The sequence below is a fragment of the Brenneria nigrifluens DSM 30175 = ATCC 13028 genome, assembly GCF_005484965.1.
GTDB lineage: Bacteria > Pseudomonadota > Gammaproteobacteria > Enterobacterales > Enterobacteriaceae > Brenneria > Brenneria nigrifluens.
Window position 1 is genome coordinate 648,901 of the sequence record NZ_CP034036.1, and the last position, 17,355, is coordinate 666,255.

At 54.0% G+C, this 17,355-nt stretch carries 14 protein-coding genes; 10 read left to right on the forward strand and 4 right to left on the reverse strand.

Annotation, left to right across the window (positions count from 1 at the left end; all coding sequences use genetic code 11):
- Positions 1–49: 49 nt before the first annotated feature.
- The gene (gene metK / locus EH206_RS02975) at positions 50–1,201 is read right to left on the reverse strand and encodes a methionine adenosyltransferase (RefSeq protein ID WP_009111335.1); all 1,152 of its coding nucleotides are present in this window, start codon (positions 1,199–1,201) and stop codon (positions 50–52) included.
- A gap of 721 nt (positions 1,202–1,922) precedes the next feature.
- Here metK and speA point away from each other — a divergent pair.
- Complete coding sequence (gene speA / locus EH206_RS02980) at positions 1,923–3,902, forward strand: biosynthetic arginine decarboxylase (RefSeq protein ID WP_009111336.1); 1,980 nt, start codon at positions 1,923–1,925, stop codon at positions 3,900–3,902.
- Positions 3,903–3,940: 38 nt separating this feature from the next.
- On the opposite strand, the gene EH206_RS02985 is transcribed toward speA, so the two are convergent.
- On the reverse strand, positions 3,941–4,564 hold the full coding sequence (locus EH206_RS02985) for a LuxR C-terminal-related transcriptional regulator (protein ID WP_009111337.1): 624 nt from the start codon (positions 4,562–4,564) through the stop codon (positions 3,941–3,943).
- Between the two features lie 472 nt (positions 4,565–5,036).
- On the reverse strand, positions 5,037–5,789 hold the full coding sequence (loiP, locus tag EH206_RS02990; protein ID WP_009111338.1) for a metalloprotease LoiP: 753 nt from the start codon (positions 5,787–5,789) through the stop codon (positions 5,037–5,039).
- 371 nt (positions 5,790–6,160) lie between these two features.
- On the opposite strand from loiP, the gene tkt reads away from it, so the two are divergent.
- The 8 genes from tkt (at position 6,161) to EH206_RS03030 (ending at position 15,364) form a co-directional block, all read left to right on the forward strand.
- Positions 6,161–8,155 (forward strand): transketolase, encoded by a 1,995-nt coding sequence (gene tkt / locus EH206_RS02995; protein WP_009111339.1) that lies wholly within the window; start codon positions 6,161–6,163, stop codon positions 8,153–8,155.
- Positions 8,156–8,512: 357 nt separating this feature from the next.
- Positions 8,513–9,529 carry an erythrose-4-phosphate dehydrogenase gene (epd, locus tag EH206_RS03000; protein ID WP_009111340.1) on the forward strand — a complete coding sequence of 339 codons (1,017 nt, stop codon included), beginning with the start codon at positions 8,513–8,515 and terminating at the stop codon, positions 9,527–9,529.
- A gap of 72 nt (positions 9,530–9,601) precedes the next feature.
- Positions 9,602–10,765: a phosphoglycerate kinase gene (gene pgk / locus EH206_RS03005; protein ID WP_009111341.1), complete on the forward strand. Its 1,164-nt coding sequence runs from the start codon at positions 9,602–9,604 to the stop codon at positions 10,763–10,765.
- 124 nt (positions 10,766–10,889) lie between these two features.
- Positions 10,890–11,966 carry a class II fructose-bisphosphate aldolase gene (fbaA, locus tag EH206_RS03010; protein ID WP_009111342.1) on the forward strand — a complete coding sequence of 359 codons (1,077 nt, stop codon included), beginning with the start codon at positions 10,890–10,892 and terminating at the stop codon, positions 11,964–11,966.
- A gap of 134 nt (positions 11,967–12,100) precedes the next feature.
- Positions 12,101–12,955, forward strand: a complete 855-nt coding sequence (mscS, locus tag EH206_RS03015; RefSeq protein WP_009111343.1) for a small-conductance mechanosensitive channel MscS — start codon at positions 12,101–12,103, stop codon at positions 12,953–12,955.
- Positions 12,956–13,123: 168 nt separating this feature from the next.
- Entirely contained in the window at positions 13,124–13,744 is a 621-nt protein-coding gene (locus EH206_RS03020) for a hypothetical protein (protein ID WP_009111344.1), read from the forward strand.
- Positions 13,745–13,871: 127 nt separating this feature from the next.
- Entirely contained in the window at positions 13,872–14,486 is a 615-nt protein-coding gene (gene argO / locus EH206_RS03025; RefSeq protein WP_009111345.1) for an arginine exporter ArgO, read from the forward strand.
- A 155-nt stretch (positions 14,487–14,641) separates the two neighbouring features.
- A complete protein-coding gene (locus tag EH206_RS03030) occupies positions 14,642–15,364 on the forward strand; it encodes an oxidative stress defense protein (protein ID WP_009111346.1) in 723 nt (240 codons plus the stop codon).
- Between the two features lie 11 nt (positions 15,365–15,375).
- On the opposite strand, the gene EH206_RS03035 is transcribed toward EH206_RS03030, so the two are convergent.
- The gene (locus EH206_RS03035) at positions 15,376–16,269 is read right to left on the reverse strand and encodes a LysR family transcriptional regulator ArgP (RefSeq protein WP_009111347.1); all 894 of its coding nucleotides are present in this window, start codon (positions 16,267–16,269) and stop codon (positions 15,376–15,378) included.
- 201 nt (positions 16,270–16,470) lie between these two features.
- On the opposite strand from EH206_RS03035, the gene rpiA reads away from it, so the two are divergent.
- Positions 16,471–17,127, forward strand: a complete 657-nt coding sequence (gene rpiA / locus EH206_RS03040; protein ID WP_040342857.1) for a ribose-5-phosphate isomerase RpiA — start codon at positions 16,471–16,473, stop codon at positions 17,125–17,127.
- Positions 17,128–17,355 lie beyond the last annotated feature (228 nt).

Sequence of the window (17,355 nt, forward strand, 5' to 3'; positions counted from 1 at the left end):
TCCTCCCAGTCTCCCCCTTGTCAGGGGGAGGGGCGATGCGCTATTGCAGTTACAAACCGGCGTCTTCACGCAGCTGTGCGACTTTATCGGTTTTTTCCCATGGGAAATGTTCGCGCCCGAAGTGACCGTAAGCGGCGGTATCCTGATAAATCGGGTGCAGCAGATCCAGCATCTTGATGAGGCCGTACGGACGCAGGTCGAAGAATTCACGTACCAGCAGGGTAAGCCGCTCGGTTGAAATCTTTTCCGTGCCGAAGGTTTCGATCATGATGGAGGTCGGTTCAGCCACGCCGATGGCGTAGGACACCTGGATCTCGCAGCGTTCGGCCAGACCGGCGGCGACAATGTTTTTCGCCACGTAGCGCGCGGCGTAAGCGGCGGAACGGTCGACTTTTGACGGATCCTTGCCGGAGAACGCGCCGCCGCCGTGACGCGCCGCGCCGCCGTAGGTATCGACAATGATTTTACGCCCGGTCAGACCGCAGTCGCCCATCGGGCCGCCGATAACGAAACGCCCCGTCGGGTTGATGAAGAATTTGGTGCCGGCGGTAAGCCATTCGGCCGGAAGAACCGGTTTGATAATCTCTTCCATCACCGCTTCATGCAGATCGTGCTGAGCGATATCTTCCGAGTGCTGGGTGGACAGCACGACGGCATCGATACCGGCAATTTTGCCGTCGTCATACAGGAAAGTGACCTGGCTTTTCGCGTCCGGGCGCAGCCACGGCAGCGTACCGTTTTTACGCACTTCGGACTGGCGCTGCACCAGACGGTGGGCGTAGGTGATCGGCGCCGGCATCAGCACATCGGTTTCGTTGGTCGCGTAGCCAAACATCAGGCCCTGATCGCCCGCCCCCTGCTCCAGCGGGTCGGTACGGTCAACGCCCTGGTTGATATCGGGAGATTGTTTGCCGATGGCGCTCAGCACGGCGCAGGAGTTGGCGTCAAAACCCATTTCGGAATTAACGTAGCCAATATCGCGGATGGTGCGGCGCGTAATTTCTTCGATATCTACCCAGGCGCTGGTCGTGATTTCACCACCGACTAACACCATGCCGGTTTTTACGTAAGTCTCGCAAGCGACACGAGCCTTGGGATCTTGCTCCAGAATGGCGTCAAGGACCGCATCGGAAATCTGATCGGCAATTTTGTCAGGATGTCCTTCAGAGACGGACTCGGACGTAAAAAGGTGTTTAGCCATGAGTTTCTTTACCTTCAAATCAAAGCCGTTAAGCAGTGTATCAGTGAATCGGTATAGATGGATTAACATCTGGATGGCTATTCTAGGTCACATTTTGGCCCCATTGCCAGCAGTTTTTAGTTTTAGCCGTCCATCTCCGTTATCTTTCCGGTTGCCGGAGGTCGGCCGCCGGGATATTTTCATTTTGCTTTTCCGCCGTCATCCCGGTATAAACGGCGAGCGGTTTGTTGGCCGTGATGTGGTATACTAAACCGTTTGATTAAGGCTGACCGCATACCCGAACCTTGCGGCGCACGTGGAGGTGATAGGATTAATGATCCGTTGTTTACTGAGTGTGTTGCGCTCGCAACGCTTTTCTCTTGACGCTATGGCGTCAGCTGCTCAACCCTTCTTTTCGTTGGCCCGAAGTTGCCTGTCGCTGAATGCGACGCAGGACTCCAGGGCCGGCTAACCCGTCGTTTATTCTTGAGCCAGACGTACGCGGTTCTTCTCTGGCAATGATTTCCCAGTGATTTTTCACAATCAGTTTCACTGACCCGGACCACGGAGTCTGACAACGTGTTTTACACTAATAAGAGTAATAAAACGGCGGCATACTGTATTCAGCCTGGTTTGTTACTGGCGATGTTTTTACCGTCGGCGCCATGTGTCGCCGGCCGGCTTATGCGGTTTGTCCATGCGGGTACGGATGCGAGCGGCCGCACAAAAGAAGAGGTTCGTTATGTCTGACGACATTATTCATCACGGCTCGTCAGCGACGGGTAAACATGAAAATTTGCGCTCCATGCAAGAGGTTGCCATGAATGACCGTAATGCCAGCGAAATGCTTCGTACCTATAATATTGCCTGGTGGGGTAATAATTATTACGACGTCAACGAGTTAGGGCATATCAGCGTCTGTCCGGATCCGGATGTGCCGGAGGCCCGCGTCGATCTGGCCATGCTGGTTAAAGATCTGCAGGAGGAAAACCATCAGCGCCTGCCCGCGCTGTTCTGTTTTCCGCAAATTCTCCAGCACCGTCTGCGCTCCATTAACGCGGCGTTTAAACGGGCGCGCGACGCCTTTGGCTACCAGGGCGGCTATTTTCTGGTCTACCCCATCAAAGTCAATCAGCACCGCCGCGTGATTGAGTCGCTGGTCAATTCAGGTGAACCGATGGGGCTGGAGGCGGGCTCGAAAGCGGAACTAATGGCGGTGCTGGGACACGCGGGGATGACGCGTACGGTGATCGTCTGTAACGGTTATAAAGACCGCGAGTATATCCGCCTGGCGTTGATCGGCGAAAAGCTGGGGCACAAGGTTTACCTGGTCATTGAAAAAATGTCCGAGATTAAGCTGGTGCTGGAAGAGGCCGAGCGCCTGAACGTGGTGCCTCGTCTCGGCGTTCGCGCCCGCCTGGCTTCCCAAGGTTCCGGAAAATGGCAGTCCAGCGGCGGCGAAAAATCCAAATTCGGTCTGGCGGCGGTTCAGGTTTTGCAACTGGTTGAAACGCTGCGCGCGGTGGGACGGTTGGATAGCCTGCAACTGCTGCATTTCCACCTCGGCTCGCAGTTGGCCAATATTCGGGATATCGCCACCGGGGTGCGCGAGTCCGCCCGTTTCTACGTTGAGCTGCACAAGCTGGGAGTCAATATCCAGTGCTTCGACGTCGGCGGTGGTCTGGGGGTGGATTATGAAGGCACCCGCTCCCAGTCGGACTGCTCGGTGAACTACGGTCTGAATGAATATGCCAACAATGTTATCTGGGGCATTGGCGACGCCTGCAATGAACATGGCTTGCCCCATCCGACGGTTATCACCGAGTCGGGCCGCGCGGTGACGGCGCACCACACCGTATTGGTTTCCAATATTATCGGCGTGGAGCGTAATGAGTTCAGCGAACCGACGGCGCCGGAAGCAGACGCTCCGCGAGCGCTGGAAAGTCTGTGGTCGACATGGCAGGAGATCAAACAGCCGGGCAAGCGCCGTTCGCTGCGCGAGTGGCTGCATGACAGCCAGATGGACCTGCACGATGTGCATACCCAGTATACGCACGGCATGCTGGACTTAACCCAGCGGGCGAAAGCGGAACAGCTTTATCTGAGCATCTGTCAGGACATTCAGCGGCAGTTGGATCCCAGTAATCGCGCCCACCGGCCGATTATCGATGAGCTGCAGGAGCGCATGGCCGACAAGCTGTACGTCAATTTCTCGCTGTTCCAGTCGATGCCGGATGCGTGGGGAATCGATCAACTGTTCCCGGTCATGCCGTTGGAAGGGCTGGATAAACCGCCCGAACGCCGCGCCGTACTGCTGGATATTACCTGTGATTCGGACGGCAGCATCGATCATTACGTGGATGGCGACGGTATTGCGACTACGATGCCGATGCCGCCGTACGATCCCGATAATCCGCCGTTATTGGGTTTCTTTATGGTCGGAGCGTATCAGGAAATTCTGGGGAATATGCATAACCTGTTTGGCGACACCGCCACCGTCGACGTATTCGTTTTCCAGGATGGTTCGGTTGAGATTGAGGAGTCGGACGAAGGGAATACGGTTGCCGATATGTTGGAATATGTTCAGCTCGATCCGGAAGTATTGATGGCCCGTTTCCGCGATCAGGTAAAAGCCACCGAACTGGATACGGACCTTCAGGCGCAGTTCCTGGAAGAGTTTGAAACCGGTCTTTACGGCTATACCTATCTGGAAGACGAGTAAGGGCTTACCGGCAAGGGATGTGCTTATGCACATCCTTTTCACCTGAATGCCAGCGAACCCATAACGGTAATATTTTTTGTTGATTCGGATAAATGAGACGACTGCTTCGCGATGGTGTCTTTGAAGAGAATTTTGGCGATAAGCAGTAACGAGTTCTTATCCTGCACGCCATATTTATTCAGTAATCTTGATTTACTGTTCAATACCGATTTTTTATTTAGCCCGATGATTTCTGAAATTGATTCCGCGGTATAACCCGAAGTCCAATATTGAAAAACAGTCTGCTCTGATTTGGATAGTCTGACAGGATTGAGTAAATGCGAGTTCTGGGAAGGGATGAAGTCCGGCAGTTTATAAAAGAAATCCATCGGTGATGATTTAGAAATAAGCATGGTTTTTTTATCAATACACACAGGAAGATGATAAGGGGAGTTATTGATGATAATGAATAACAAGGCCGTCTTGTAAAAAGAGGTTCTTACTGACTCATAATATTCTTCAAACCCTTCGCTGCCGCCGTCAATGATAAAAACACCGCTCGTTCTTGCATGAGGCAGGGTAAACCTATAAGCAGGCCTTACATATAGCATAGGGGAGTGGGATAGAGCCTCACGTAAGCCTACGATAGTAAAATGGCATTTGCTGAAAATTCTGACATCCATGATTTTAACGCATAATAGTTTATTTTTTAAGAAGAACATAAACCAACAGTGGTTATTAATGCTGCCCGTGTCACTCAACCGTAAAAAAAATGTTACTCTAAAGTGGTTTAAATCTTTAATACAATGAATATCTTAAAAAATGTGGAATGGCAAAACGTTTGATTTGTATCGTTATGATTGTATTGGTAAAAGCCGATTATACCCATAAACATACAGTATGCTTGATTTGTAAAATCATTGCTATCTTTAAAATACATCAATTTATCCTGTTGAAAGCGGAGGTCTAAATAGATTAATTGATACAATTAACTATTAAATTAATCTATTTAATTGGTGTCTTCTATCATTTTACCCCTGACTTCAGTTCAGCGACAGGGAACCGGGGGCCGGATTTCATGAAAGCGCCTGAATGTGTAAGGCGCCGGATGGGGAAATCGTTTTCAACGACTAATTATTATTAAATTCGTAACCATTACTTTTCAGCGGCAATACGTTCACGAATATGTTTGGCCCGCTCTTCTGACGGGGGATGCGAATCAAACATGCTGCTTTGATGTCCGGCATCCAGTTTGGCCAGTTTTTCAAAGCTGGTCGCCAGCCCTTCGGTTTTGATGCCGCGTTTCTTCAACAGCTCAAAGGAATAGTCATCGGCCTGCTTTTCCTGTACCTGTGAGAATTGCGCATTGAGCAGTTTTTCACCCAGATCGGCAAGCTGGGACTGTGACAACGAGGCGGCGACGCCGCCGGTGGAAGAGATAGCGGTTCGCGCCGCCGTCGCCGCGTAAGCCAACTGCATCGCCCTGCGGGAGTGACCAAGCGCGACGTGCCCCATTTCATGACCCAGAACGCCCTCGACTTCATTATCCGTCATCAAATCCATCAGGCCGCTGTAAACACGGATACAGCCATTAGCCATTGCCCAGGCGTTCACATCTTTTGTCAGGTAGACTTTGTAGTTGGCCGGGGTGCCGTTAATATCGTGGCCTAATGCATCGGCGATTTTATTCAGACGCTGGGTGTAGGTGCTGCCGGCAGGCGCGATTTGGGCTTCTTTGTCCATTTGCTCGCAGGATTGATCGCTGAGCGTTTTTACCTGTTCATCACTCAGGGTAGCCGCCTGAAAGGCCTGTGCCCCGGACTGCATTAATGTACCTGTGTCAAAGTTTTGGCAAGCGCTCAGCGGTATGGCGATACAGAGCGCCAGCACAGAAGTACGAATATTCATAAAATCATCTCCCTACGATAGTCATTAAGTGAATTAGCGGTGAGTAACGGCGAATCGTCGCGTGGGTTATATGGCGTTAACGATAAACGAGCATGAACATAACCGAAAACTGCGTTTATAAAAAGATCCGCGTGACGGCGAGGATTCCGATCACGGCCGCTATGGCGCCCGATGACCGCCGTTCTTGTGGGCTATCCGCCCGGTCGGAAAAATGAGATGAAATCCTCTTTTTTGCTCACGGTTCCAAGTGCATTCACCTTGATTTTAATGTACATTTATAGTCATCTTTTCTTTGTCTTTATTAGCTAACGTATTGATTAGTATACCATATGCCTGTCAAGGCATCTGTTCAATCCGATCTGGAGTAAAGCATGTCCTCTCGTAAAGAACTTGCCAATGCTATTCGTGCGCTGAGCATGGATGCGGTGCAAAAGGCCAAATCCGGTCATCCGGGCGCACCGATGGGTATGGCGGATATCGCCGAAGTCCTGTGGCGTGATTACCTTAACCATAACCCCGCCAACCCGCACTGGGCTAACCGCGACCGCTTCGTGCTGTCCAACGGCCATGCTTCCATGCTGATTTACAGCCTGCTGCACCTTACCGGTTACGACCTGCCTATTGAAGAGTTGAAAAATTTCCGCCAGTTGCATTCCAAAACCCCCGGCCATCCGGAGTACGGCTACACCGCCGGGGTGGAAACCACCACCGGGCCGCTGGGGCAGGGCATCGCCAACGCGGTCGGCATGGCGATTGCCGAACGTACGCTGGCGGCGCAGTTTAACCGTCCCGGCCACGAGATTGTCGACCATCATACCTATGTCTTCCTGGGCGATGGCTGCATGATGGAAGGGATTTCCCACGAAGTCAGCTCGCTGGCGGGCAACATGAAACTGGGCAAACTGACCGCGTTTTATGATGACAACGGCATCTCTATCGACGGCCATGTCGAGGGCTGGTTTACCGACGACACCGCCGCGCGTTTTGAGTCTTACGGCTGGCATGTGGTACGCGGCGTGGACGGACACGATGCGGACGCCGTCAAGCGCGCTATCAGCGAGGCCCGGCTGGTGACCGACAAGCCGTCGCTGCTGATGTGTAAAACCGTGATTGGTTTCGGTTCGCCGAACAAGGCCGGCACGCACGATTCCCACGGCGCGCCGCTGGGCGACGGCGAGGTCGCCGCGTCTCGCGAACAGCTGGGATGGAAGTACCCGCCGTTTGACATTCCCGCGGAGATTTACGCCGAGTGGGATGCGAAAGCCGCCGGTCAGCGCAAAGAAGCCGCCTGGGATGAGCTCTTTGCCGCCTATGCCAGCGCTTACCCGGAACTGGCCGCGGAATTCAAGCGCCGTACCGACGGCGCCCTGCCGGATAACTGGCAGGCCGACGCGCAGAAATTCATTGAGCAGTTGCAGGCGACCCCGGCGAAGATCGCCAGCCGTAAAGCCTCGCAGAACGCGCTGGAAGCCTACGGTAAACTGCTGCCGGAATTCCTCGGCGGTTCCGCCGATCTGGCGCCGAGCAACCTGACCATCTGGTCCGGCTCCAAATCGCTGGATAAAGACCATGCGGGCAACTATATCCACTACGGCGTGCGTGAATTCGGCATGACGGCGATTGCCAACGGTATCGCGCTGCACGACGGCTTTATTCCCTATACCGCCACGTTCCTGATGTTTGTGGAATACGCCCGTAATGCGGTGCGTATGGCGGCGCTGATGAAAATCCGCAGCATTTACGTTTATACCCATGACTCCATCGGCCTTGGCGAAGACGGCCCGACGCACCAGCCCGTGGAGCAGTTGGCCAGCCTGCGGGTGACGCCCAACCTGAGCGCCTGGCGTCCGGCGGATCAGGTGGAAACCGCGGTGGCGTGGAAATATGCCATTGAGCGCCAGGACGGTCCGACGGCGTTGATACTGTCGCGTCAGAATCTGGCTCAGCAGGAGCGTACCGCCCAGCAGCTGGCCGATGTGGCGAAAGGCGCCTATGTGTTGAAAGACAGCGGCGGCCAGCCGGACGTGATCCTGATTGCCACCGGTTCCGAAGTCGAACTGGCGGTGGGCGCCTATGACAAACTGACGGCGGAAGGGCGCAAGGTGCGCGTGGTATCGATGCCTTCCACCGACGCGTTCGACAAGCAGGATGCGGCCTACCGTGAAGCGGTGCTGCCGCAGGCGGTGACGGCGCGCGTGGCGATCGAAGCGGGCATTGCGGACTACTGGTACAAGTATGTCGGCCTGAACGGCGCGATTGTCGGGATGACGAGCTTCGGCGAGTCCGCTCCGGCGGAGCTGCTGTTTGAAGAGTTCGGTTTCACCGTGGATAACGTGGTGACGAAGGCTAAGGCGTTGTTGCAGTAAATTCCGCACCGGGCGATAGCCGCCATCTGGGCCGCCAGAGCGATCTGGCGGCTTTTTGCTGGTTGTTTCGTTTCTGCCGCTCCACCACCTTCCAGCCCGCCGTTTGCCAGGTAGAAATATGACGTGCGTCACTCTTCTGGCACCCGCCTAGTGAGAATATTTCTTTTGCAGGCTAATTCGTTTATGCTAGCTGAAGCGTTTCAGTTGTGATGTTGGTTGCATTTTATCAGCCGCTATCGGGCCATCTTCCAGAGGGAAGCGGCGCGGAGGGTCAGGAAGCACAAGAAGCGGTTTATTCCTTGTGGCGTACTGACTATCCTATGAGCTTGACGCGACCACCAAAACACAGGAAGTTCCATGACGATCCGTATTGCGATAAACGGTTTTGGCCGAATTGGCCGCAATGTTCTGCGTGCGCTGTACGAGTCGGGCCGCCGGGCGGAAATTGCGGTGGTAGCCATCAACGAACTGGCAAGCGCAGAGGGGATCGCCCACCTGCTCAAGTATGACTCCAGCCACGGACGTTTCTCCTGGGATGTTCGTCAGGAATGCGATCAACTGTATGTCGGAGAGGATTGTATCCGACTGTTGCATCAGGCCGATATCCAGCAGTTGCCCTGGCGTGAGCTCGGCGTTGACGTGGTGCTGGATTGCAGCGGGGTATATGGCAGCCGTGAAGACGGCGAAGCGCATCTGGCCGCGGGGGCGAAGAAGGTGCTTTTTTCGCACCCTGGAACGCCCGATCTGGATGCCACCGTGGTGTTCGGCGTCAATCATCAGAATTTACAAGCCGAACACCGTATCGTGTCGAATGCATCCTGCACCACCAACTGTATTATTCCCATTATTAAACTGTTGGATGACGCGTTTGGTATTGAAAATGGCACGGTAACGACGATCCACTCGTCGATGAACGATCAGCCGGTGATTGACGCCTATCATCACGATCTGCGGCGTACCCGCGCCGCCAGCCAGTCCATTATTCCGGTGGATACCAAACTGGCGGTGGGGATAACGCGGATTTTCCCGCAGTTCGTCGATCGTTTTGAGGCGATATCCGTTCGGGTGCCGACGATTAACGTCACGGCGATCGATTTAAGCGTTAGCGTAAAAAAAGCGGTAAATGTTAATGAAATCAACGTACTATTTCAAGAATCAGCGCATGGGGCATTTCGTGGTATAGTTGATTATACCGAATTGCCGTTGGTTTCGGCCGATTTTAACCACGATCCCCACAGTGCCATCGTTGATGGCACGCAGACGCGGGTCAGTGGTCAGCATCTGATTAAAACGCTGGTCTGGTGCGATAACGAATGGGGTTTTGCCAACCGGATGTTGGATACAACCCGGGCGATGGCGACCTGCGGTTTCTAGTACGAGGGTATTGGTCGGCGATCGATACCTCGCTCAAGCAACTTTAAAAGAGAATCAACAAGAGGATTCACCATGTCTGTAATTAAGATGACCGATCTGGATCTGGCCGGCAAACGTGTACTGATCCGCTCGGATCTGAACGTGCCGGTAAAAGAGGGTAAAGTGACGTCTGATGCGCGTATCCGCGCTTCTCTGCCGACCATCGAAAGCGCGCTGAAACAGGGCGCCCGCGTGATGGTGACTTCCCACCTGGGACGTCCGACCGAAGGAGAATACAACGAAGAGTTTTCTCTGCAGCCGGTGGTCGATTACCTGAAAGAGAAATTGTCTTCCCCGGTTCGTCTGGCAAAAGATTATCTCGATGGCGTAGACGTTGCGGAAGGCGAGCTGGTCGTTCTGGAAAACGTACGCTTCAACAAAGGTGAGAAGAAAGACGACGAAGTGTTGGCCAAAAAATATGCCGCGCTGTGCGATGTATTTGTGATGGACGCTTTCGGCACCGCGCACCGCGCTCAGGCTTCCACCCACGGCGTGGGTAAATTCGCCCCCGTCGCCTGCGCCGGCCCGCTGCTGTCAAATGAACTGGAAGCATTGGGTAAGGCGCTGGGTAACCCGGCGCGTCCGATGGTGGCCATCGTCGGCGGTTCAAAAGTTTCCACCAAGCTGACCGTGCTTGACTCCCTGTCCAAAATCGCCGACCAACTGATTGTCGGCGGCGGTATTGCCAATACCTTCGTTGCGGCCCAGGGTCATAACGTGGGTAAATCCCTGTACGAAGCGGACCTGATCCCCGAAGCGAAAAAACTGCTGGAAACCTGTGATATTCCGGTGCCGAGCGATGTCCGCGTAGCGACGGAATTCTCCGAAACCGCCGCGGCCACTCTGAAATCCGTCACCGCGATTAAAGACGATGAACAGATTCTGGACCTGGGCGACGTTTCCGCCGAACGTCTGGCGGACATTCTGAAAAACGCCAAAACCATTCTGTGGAATGGCCCGGTAGGCGTATTTGAATTCCCGAATTTCCGTAAAGGCACCGAGATTGTCGCCAGAGCCATTGCCGAAAGCGATGCGTTTTCCATCGCCGGCGGCGGCGACACGCTGGCGGCGATCGACCTGTTTGGTATTGCCGATAAAATTTCCTATATTTCTACCGGCGGCGGCGCTTTCCTGGAGTTCGTCGAAGGGAAAAAACTGCCAGCGGTTGTTATGCTGGAAGAACGTGCGAAACAGTAACGCTTTAGGTTGAGCTCGGTTCACTGCCTCAACCCTGGTCGTCCCGTCAGTGGTGTCGGGACGGCTATCGATTTAACGATAGATTTTTTTAACCCCCCACGGCCAACGAAACGGGACGCGTAACATGTCTAAAATTTTTGATTTCGTAAAACCTGGTGTCATCACTGGTGATGATGTTCAGAAAGTTTTCGCAGTAGCGAAAGAAAACAAATTCGCCCTGCCGGCAGTAAACTGCGTCGGCACCGACTCAATTAATGCCGTGCTGGAAGCCGCAGCCAAAGTACGCGCGCCGGTGATCGTTCAATTCTCTAACGGCGGTGCGGCATTTATCGCGGGTAAAGGCCTGAAGGCGGAAGGCCAGCAGGCGGCTATCCTGGGTGCGATTTCCGGCGCGCACCACGTGCATCAGCTGGCGGAACACTACGGCGTGCCGGTTATTCTGCACACCGACCACTGCGCCAAAAAATTGCTGCCGTGGCTGGACGGGCTGCTGGATGCCGGTGAAAAACATTTTGCCGCCACCGGTAAGCCGCTGTTCTCTTCCCACATGATCGATCTGTCTGAAGAGTCTCTGGAAGAAAATATTGAAATCTCCAGCAAATATCTGGTTCGCATGGCGAAACTGGGTATGACGCTGGAGATTGAACTCGGCTGTACCGGCGGTGAAGAAGACGGCGTGGACAACAGCCATCTGGATAACTCCGCGCTGTACACTCAGCCGGAAGACGTGGCTTATGCCTATGAAAAACTGAGTGCCATCAGCCCGCGCTTCACTATCGCCGCGTCATTCGGCAACGTGCACGGCGTTTACAAGCCGGGCAACGTTCAACTGACGCCAAAAATTCTGCGTAACTCGCAGGATTACGTCTCGGAAAAATACAACCTGCCGCACAACAGTCTGAACTTTGTATTTCACGGCGGTTCCGGTTCTTCTGCCGCGGAAATTGAAGAGGCGGTGGGTTACGGCGTCGTCAAGATGAACATCGACACTGATACCCAGTGGGCGACTTGGGAAGGTATTCTGCAGTACTACAAGAAAAACGAAGGGTATCTGCAGGCCCAGTTGGGCAACCCGGAAGGCGCTGAAAAGCCGAACAAGAAATACTACGATCCGCGCGCATGGCTGCGCGCCGCACAGGCCACAATGGTTGCGCGTTTAGAAAAAGCCTTTAAAGAACTGAACGCTATTGACGTTCTTTAACTAAGATTCTTAAAGGTTTATCGCTAAGGCCCCTACGGGGGCCTTATTTTATAGGTACAGATTTCGCCGCTGATTGCGGTTTTTGGTGTGAAAGTGATGCTCAGTCAGAGAGCGCAAGAAACAGGAGTTATTAAATGGAAGAACTGAACGTTGGTGTAGAACAGGCGACCGGCTGGCTGGTCAGCCACCAGGATGTCTTGTTGCAGTACGTTGTTAATATCGTCGCCGCATTGCTGATCCTGATTGTAGGTCTGGTTATCGCCCGAATCCTGTCCGGAACGCTGAATCGCCTGCTGGTGAGCCGTTCTATTGATTCAACGGTGGCCGATTTCCTTGCGGCGCTGGTGCGCTACGGCATTATCGCGTTTACGCTGATTGCCGTATTGAGCCGGGTCGGCGTACAAACGGCATCGGTTATCGCGGTGCTGGGTGCGGCGGGTCTGGCCGTTGGTTTGGCCCTGCAAGGGTCGCTGGCAAACTTTGCGGCCGGCGTGCTGCTGGTGACATTCCGGCCTTTTCGGGTTGGCGAGTGGGTCGATCTGGGCGGTATTGCCGGTACGGTGACGCAGGTGCAGATTTTCTCCACCACACTGCGTACCGCCGACGGTAAGATTATCGTTGTGCCGAACGGTAAGATCATCGCCGGGAATATCATCAACAGCTCGCGTGAGCCCGATCGGCGCACCGAGATCGTTGTCGGCGTGGCCTATGATGCGGATATCGAGGTGGTGAAAAAGCTGCTGGGGGATATTGTGGCGGCCGATAAACGTATCCAGCACGATAAAGGCGTGACCATTCGGCTGAATGAACTGGCGGCGTCCTCGCTGAATTTTGTGGTGTGGGTGTGGACCACCAACGGCGATGCGCAGGCGGTGTACTGGGATCTGCTGGAGAGCTTCAAGCGGGCGCTGGACGAAAATCGTATCGGTATCCCTTACCCGCAGATGGATGTGCATCTGTATAACGCCGGGCGGCAGGACGCGAACTGACCTATTGGCTGGGTTATCCGGGAATGTTATTCCCGGATAACGGTTCTGCGGCAATCCCCATCCCGATAAAGCGCGTTACGCGACACAATCGCTTTAAAGGTGAAGATAATATTCCGCTTTTGTTCTATCGTAACCCATCTCATTTTTTCCTTTTGTTTGATACTGACAATGAAGCTAGACCGCACACCGTATTTTCATACGGTTGTCATTTTTCTTTTTGCCCTGTTTCTGCCATACATCGGGCAGCGTTTCCTTTCCGAAAACCAGGATCTGATTGATTATATTGAATTATTTCAGTCTTTTTGGCTATTGTTCGGGGCGATATTCACTTGGTTTTACATCAAACCGTTACGCTGTGAGAGAGATAAGCGCATTTTCTGGTTATGGAGCATCAGCCTGTGGCTGGTGCTTTTTGGCCGCGGCATCAGCTGGGGGCGCAATTATCTGCCGGATGTACCGAGGATCTATTTTCGGGCGATATCCGTGGTGCTGATAGGCATTCCCCTGCTGATGCTTTTACTTCCCTCTATCAGGCGTGAAATCATCCGGCGTTTTCAAACGGAAACCCTGCCCGTTTTGGATATCGGGCTGATGGTGGGCTGTTTTCTGATTTCCGACGCCATAGAGCATCAGCGCCTGTTGGCATTTCTGTTTGTGAGTGACGAACGGTATAAGAATCTGATGGAAGAGCTGTACGAGCTGCCGTTTATGTTTTCGCTGTTTTTTATCACTTTTTTCCTGCAGAAGAAGGAGCGTGAGTCTTCCACTTTCCCGCACCGTGATCCCTGAGATGGTTAATCTCCCCTCTTTGTCATTAGAGTCTCTAATGTATTATTAGAAATTTAAATTTCCATTAATGTAAGACTCTCCATAAACTGCCGCTCATCTCAATCGCTATTGTTGCAGGGAGACGGTGATGTTGGCGGTGTATCTACAGGGATTTATTCTTGGCGCAGCAATGATTCTGCCCCTGGGCCCGCAGAATGCGTTTGTCATGAATCAGGGGATTCGGCGGCAATATCACCTGATGATTGCGCTTCTGTGCTCGCTCAGCGATGTGGCGTTGATTTGCGCGGGCGTCTTCGGCGGCAGCGCGCTGCTCAGCCAGTCTTCATTACTGATGGGAGTGGTGACCTGGAGCGGCGTCGCTTTTCTGCTGTGGTACGGCTGGGGGGCGTTCAAGACGGCATTCAGCAAGGATTTGGCGCGGGTCGGAAGCGTGGTGATGAAGCAGAGCCGCGGGCGCATTATGGCGACCTTGCTGGCCGTCACCTGGCTTAATCCGCATGTCTATCTGGATACCTTTGTGGTGCTGGGCAGTCTGGGCAACCAGTTTGCCGATGGCGCCCGCGGCTGGTTTGCGCTGGGAACCATCACCGCGTCTTTCCTCTGGTTTTTTGCTCTGGCGCTGTTGGCGGCCTGGCTGGCCCCGTGGCTGAATACGCCGCGCGCGCAGCGGGCGATTAACCTGTTCGTCGGCGTGGTGATGTGGGGGATTGCATGCCAGTTGGCGCGCTACGGCTGGCAATAAATTACCCGGCTTTACCCCCGGTTTCAGAAATTCACCTATATTTTGTTGTGTCGGCCGTGCGGTATGCTGCCCGTTAACCGCCGCGGTGGAAAATAGACGACGGTAAGCCGTTCAGGCGGCCGTCTTGGCGACAAAATATCAATAAAGGAGACATTGTGAAGCTAAAAGTATTGGCATTGGCCGCTATGGTTGGTTTAGGCGCCTCGGCTGTCGGGCTGGCCGCGGAATTGCCTGACGGCCCGCATATCGTGACGTCGGGCACCTCCAGCGTTGACGCCACGCCGGATATCGCCCGTCTGGCGATTGAGGTCAGCGTATCGTCCAAAGATGCCGCGGATGCGAAAAAACAGGTTGATGCCCGCGTCGCCCAGTATTTTGATTTTCTGGGAAAAAACGGCATTGAAAAGAAAGATATCAATGCGGCCAACTTACGCACCCAACCCGAATATGATTACCTGAAGACCGGCGGATCGGTGCTGAAAGGGTATCGCGCGGTGCGCCAGGTCGAGGTAACGCTGCGCCAGTTGGATAAGCTGAATGAGCTGCTGGATGGCGCGCTGAAGTCCGGTCTGAATGAAATCCGCACCGTCGATCTGGGGGTGGCCAATCCTGATACCTACCGTGACGAGGCGCGCAAAAAGGCCATTGAGCAGGCAACCAGTCAGGCACAATCCCTGGCTCAGGGATTTAACGCCAAGCTCGGACCGATTTACAGTATTCGCTACCACGTCGCCAACTATCAGCCGATGCCGGTGACCCGGATGTTTAAAACGGCGGATGTGGCGGCCCAAAGCGAAGCGGCGCAAACCTATGAACAGCAAACCATCCACTTTGACGATCAGGTCGACGTGGTGTTTGAACTGCAGCGTAATCCATAAAAGAACGGCGTTTAAGACTGTCGCAGCACCTGATGTCCGTGCGCCAGCAGGGCGTCGGTAACCTTTCTCATCATCCTGCTTTCCGGGGCGAAACGGTGCCAGTAGAGCATCCGGCGCTGAAACAGCCCCGGCGTCAGATCAATCAGCTCGTTGTCGGCCAGTTCTTTCTCGATTTGCAGATGCGGGATCATACAACAGGTGGTGCCCTGGCGGGCCAACTGCACGAAGGCTTCTGAAGAGTTCACAATATGGCAGGGTACGCTGCCGGGGGATAAATCGAAGTTTTGCTGCAGGAATGCCTGATGCATATCATCGAGATGATCGAATGCCACCGCCGGCGCGCGTAACAGCGCCGCACGCGTCACGCCGTTGGGAAAATAGCGGGCGGCGAAAGCGGGGGAGGCGACAAACAGGTAGTCCAGAGCGCCCAGTTTATCCACCAGACAGCTTGGCAGCGGCTGTGGTTGAATACTCACCGCGCCCACCACTTCGCCGCGGCGTAATCTTTCCTGGGTCCGGGTTTCGTCCTCCACCTGCAGGTTCAGCCGGATGGGCGAGTCCGCCAGCACCGGTTGCAGGGCCGGCAGCAGCCAGGTCGCCAGACTGTCGGCGTTGATCGCCAGCGACAGCAGCAGCGGAATGTCGCTGCTGGCTTCATTACCCAGCCACTCCTCTTCCAGCAGCTCGACCTGATGCAGCAGCGCCAACAGTTTCTGCCCTTGCTCCGTGGGGCGGGGAGGGATGGTCCTGACTAACAACGGCTGACCGAACAGATTTTCGAGTTGCTTGATGCGCTGGGATACCGCCGATTGCGTGATGCATAGTTTCTGCGCGGCGCGCTCAAAACCCCGTTCGCGGATAACGGCGTCCAAAGCCTGAAGCGTTCGATAGTCCGGGCGTTTCATGAAAGTAAAAATTCCTCTGAACGAAATCTATTTTTTCACTATGCCACATTTTGCGCTTTTCCATGCAGAAATCTTATATACCTGCGGCGGCGATAAAATAATGCGCCGACGGCGGGGGGAATTTACGCCATTTCCCCCCATGGGTGTTCTATAATACGCCCACGTTTTCGTACTTTCGTAGCTATGGGCCTGAAACAGACTATGACACAGGATGAACTGAAAAAAGCAGTTGGCTGGGCGGCGCTGGATTACGTTCGCCCCGATACCATCGTTGGGGTGGGGACCGGTTCGACCGCCGCGCATTTTATCGATGCGCTGGGGTCGATCAAACAGCAGATTACCGGCGCGGTATCCAGCTCCGACGCCTCGACGGCCAAACTGAAAAGCCTGGGGATCCCGGTTTTTGACTGTAACGAGGTGGATTCCCTGGATGTGTACGTCGACGGCGCGGACGAGATCAACGGGCATATGCAGATGATAAAGGGCGGCGGCGCGGCGCTGACCCGGGAAAAAATCATTGCCGCCATCGCCCGTCAGTTTATCTGCATTGTCGATGAGTCAAAACAGGTTGACGTGCTGGGTAAATTTCCACTGCCGGTTGAGGTGATTCCCATGGCCAGGGCTTATGTGGCGCGGGAACTGGCCAAAATGGGCGGACAGCCGGAATATCGCCAGGGCGTGGTGACCGATAACGGCAATATTATTCTCGATGTTCACAACCTGAACATTATGGATGCGGTTGCCGTTGAGAATCACATAAACGGTATTGCCGGCGTCGTCACCGTGGGGCTTTTCGCCAACCGCGGCGCGGATGTGGCGCTGGTCGGCACCTCGACAGGAGTGAAAACGGTGAGGTAACGCTCCCGCCTCCGGGGCGTGAGCGGGATTGCCGCGCCGGAAAATTTTTTGTATAAAAATACATTTGTCGTCTACAGCTCATTTTTGGCACTTAATATCACTTTTTCTTATTTTATTTATCGTCGATATGGCGATGTGTTTATTTAGCCATATTTTTTGCCGGAAATGTTGAGCGCTCCTCCCACGAGCCGTACGAGAGAGGCAATCGTTTGTATTGAAGACGGCGTA

What these genes read in the sequence shown, in the direction of transcription:
- metK (WP_009111335.1), bottom strand. Translation starts at nt 1,201, where the DNA reads ATGGCTAAACACCTTTTTACGTCCGAGTCCGTCTCTGAAGGACATCCT.
- speA (WP_009111336.1), top strand. Translation starts at nt 1,923, where the DNA reads ATGTCTGACGACATTATTCATCACGGCTCGTCAGCGACGGGTAAACAT.
- EH206_RS02985 (WP_009111337.1), bottom strand. Translation starts at nt 4,564, where the DNA reads ATGGATGTCAGAATTTTCAGCAAATGCCATTTTACTATCGTAGGCTTA.
- loiP (WP_009111338.1), bottom strand. Translation starts at nt 5,789, where the DNA reads ATGAATATTCGTACTTCTGTGCTGGCGCTCTGTATCGCCATACCGCTG.
- tkt (WP_009111339.1), top strand. Translation starts at nt 6,161, where the DNA reads ATGTCCTCTCGTAAAGAACTTGCCAATGCTATTCGTGCGCTGAGCATG.
- epd (WP_009111340.1), top strand. Translation starts at nt 8,513, where the DNA reads ATGACGATCCGTATTGCGATAAACGGTTTTGGCCGAATTGGCCGCAAT.
- pgk (WP_009111341.1), top strand. Translation starts at nt 9,602, where the DNA reads ATGTCTGTAATTAAGATGACCGATCTGGATCTGGCCGGCAAACGTGTA.
- fbaA (WP_009111342.1), top strand. Translation starts at nt 10,890, where the DNA reads ATGTCTAAAATTTTTGATTTCGTAAAACCTGGTGTCATCACTGGTGAT.
- mscS (WP_009111343.1), top strand. Translation starts at nt 12,101, where the DNA reads ATGGAAGAACTGAACGTTGGTGTAGAACAGGCGACCGGCTGGCTGGTC.
- EH206_RS03020 (WP_009111344.1), top strand. Translation starts at nt 13,124, where the DNA reads ATGAAGCTAGACCGCACACCGTATTTTCATACGGTTGTCATTTTTCTT.
- argO (WP_009111345.1), top strand. Translation starts at nt 13,872, where the DNA reads ATGTTGGCGGTGTATCTACAGGGATTTATTCTTGGCGCAGCAATGATT.
- EH206_RS03035 (WP_009111347.1), bottom strand. Translation starts at nt 16,269, where the DNA reads ATGAAACGCCCGGACTATCGAACGCTTCAGGCTTTGGACGCCGTTATC.
- rpiA (WP_040342857.1), top strand. Translation starts at nt 16,471, where the DNA reads ATGACACAGGATGAACTGAAAAAAGCAGTTGGCTGGGCGGCGCTGGAT.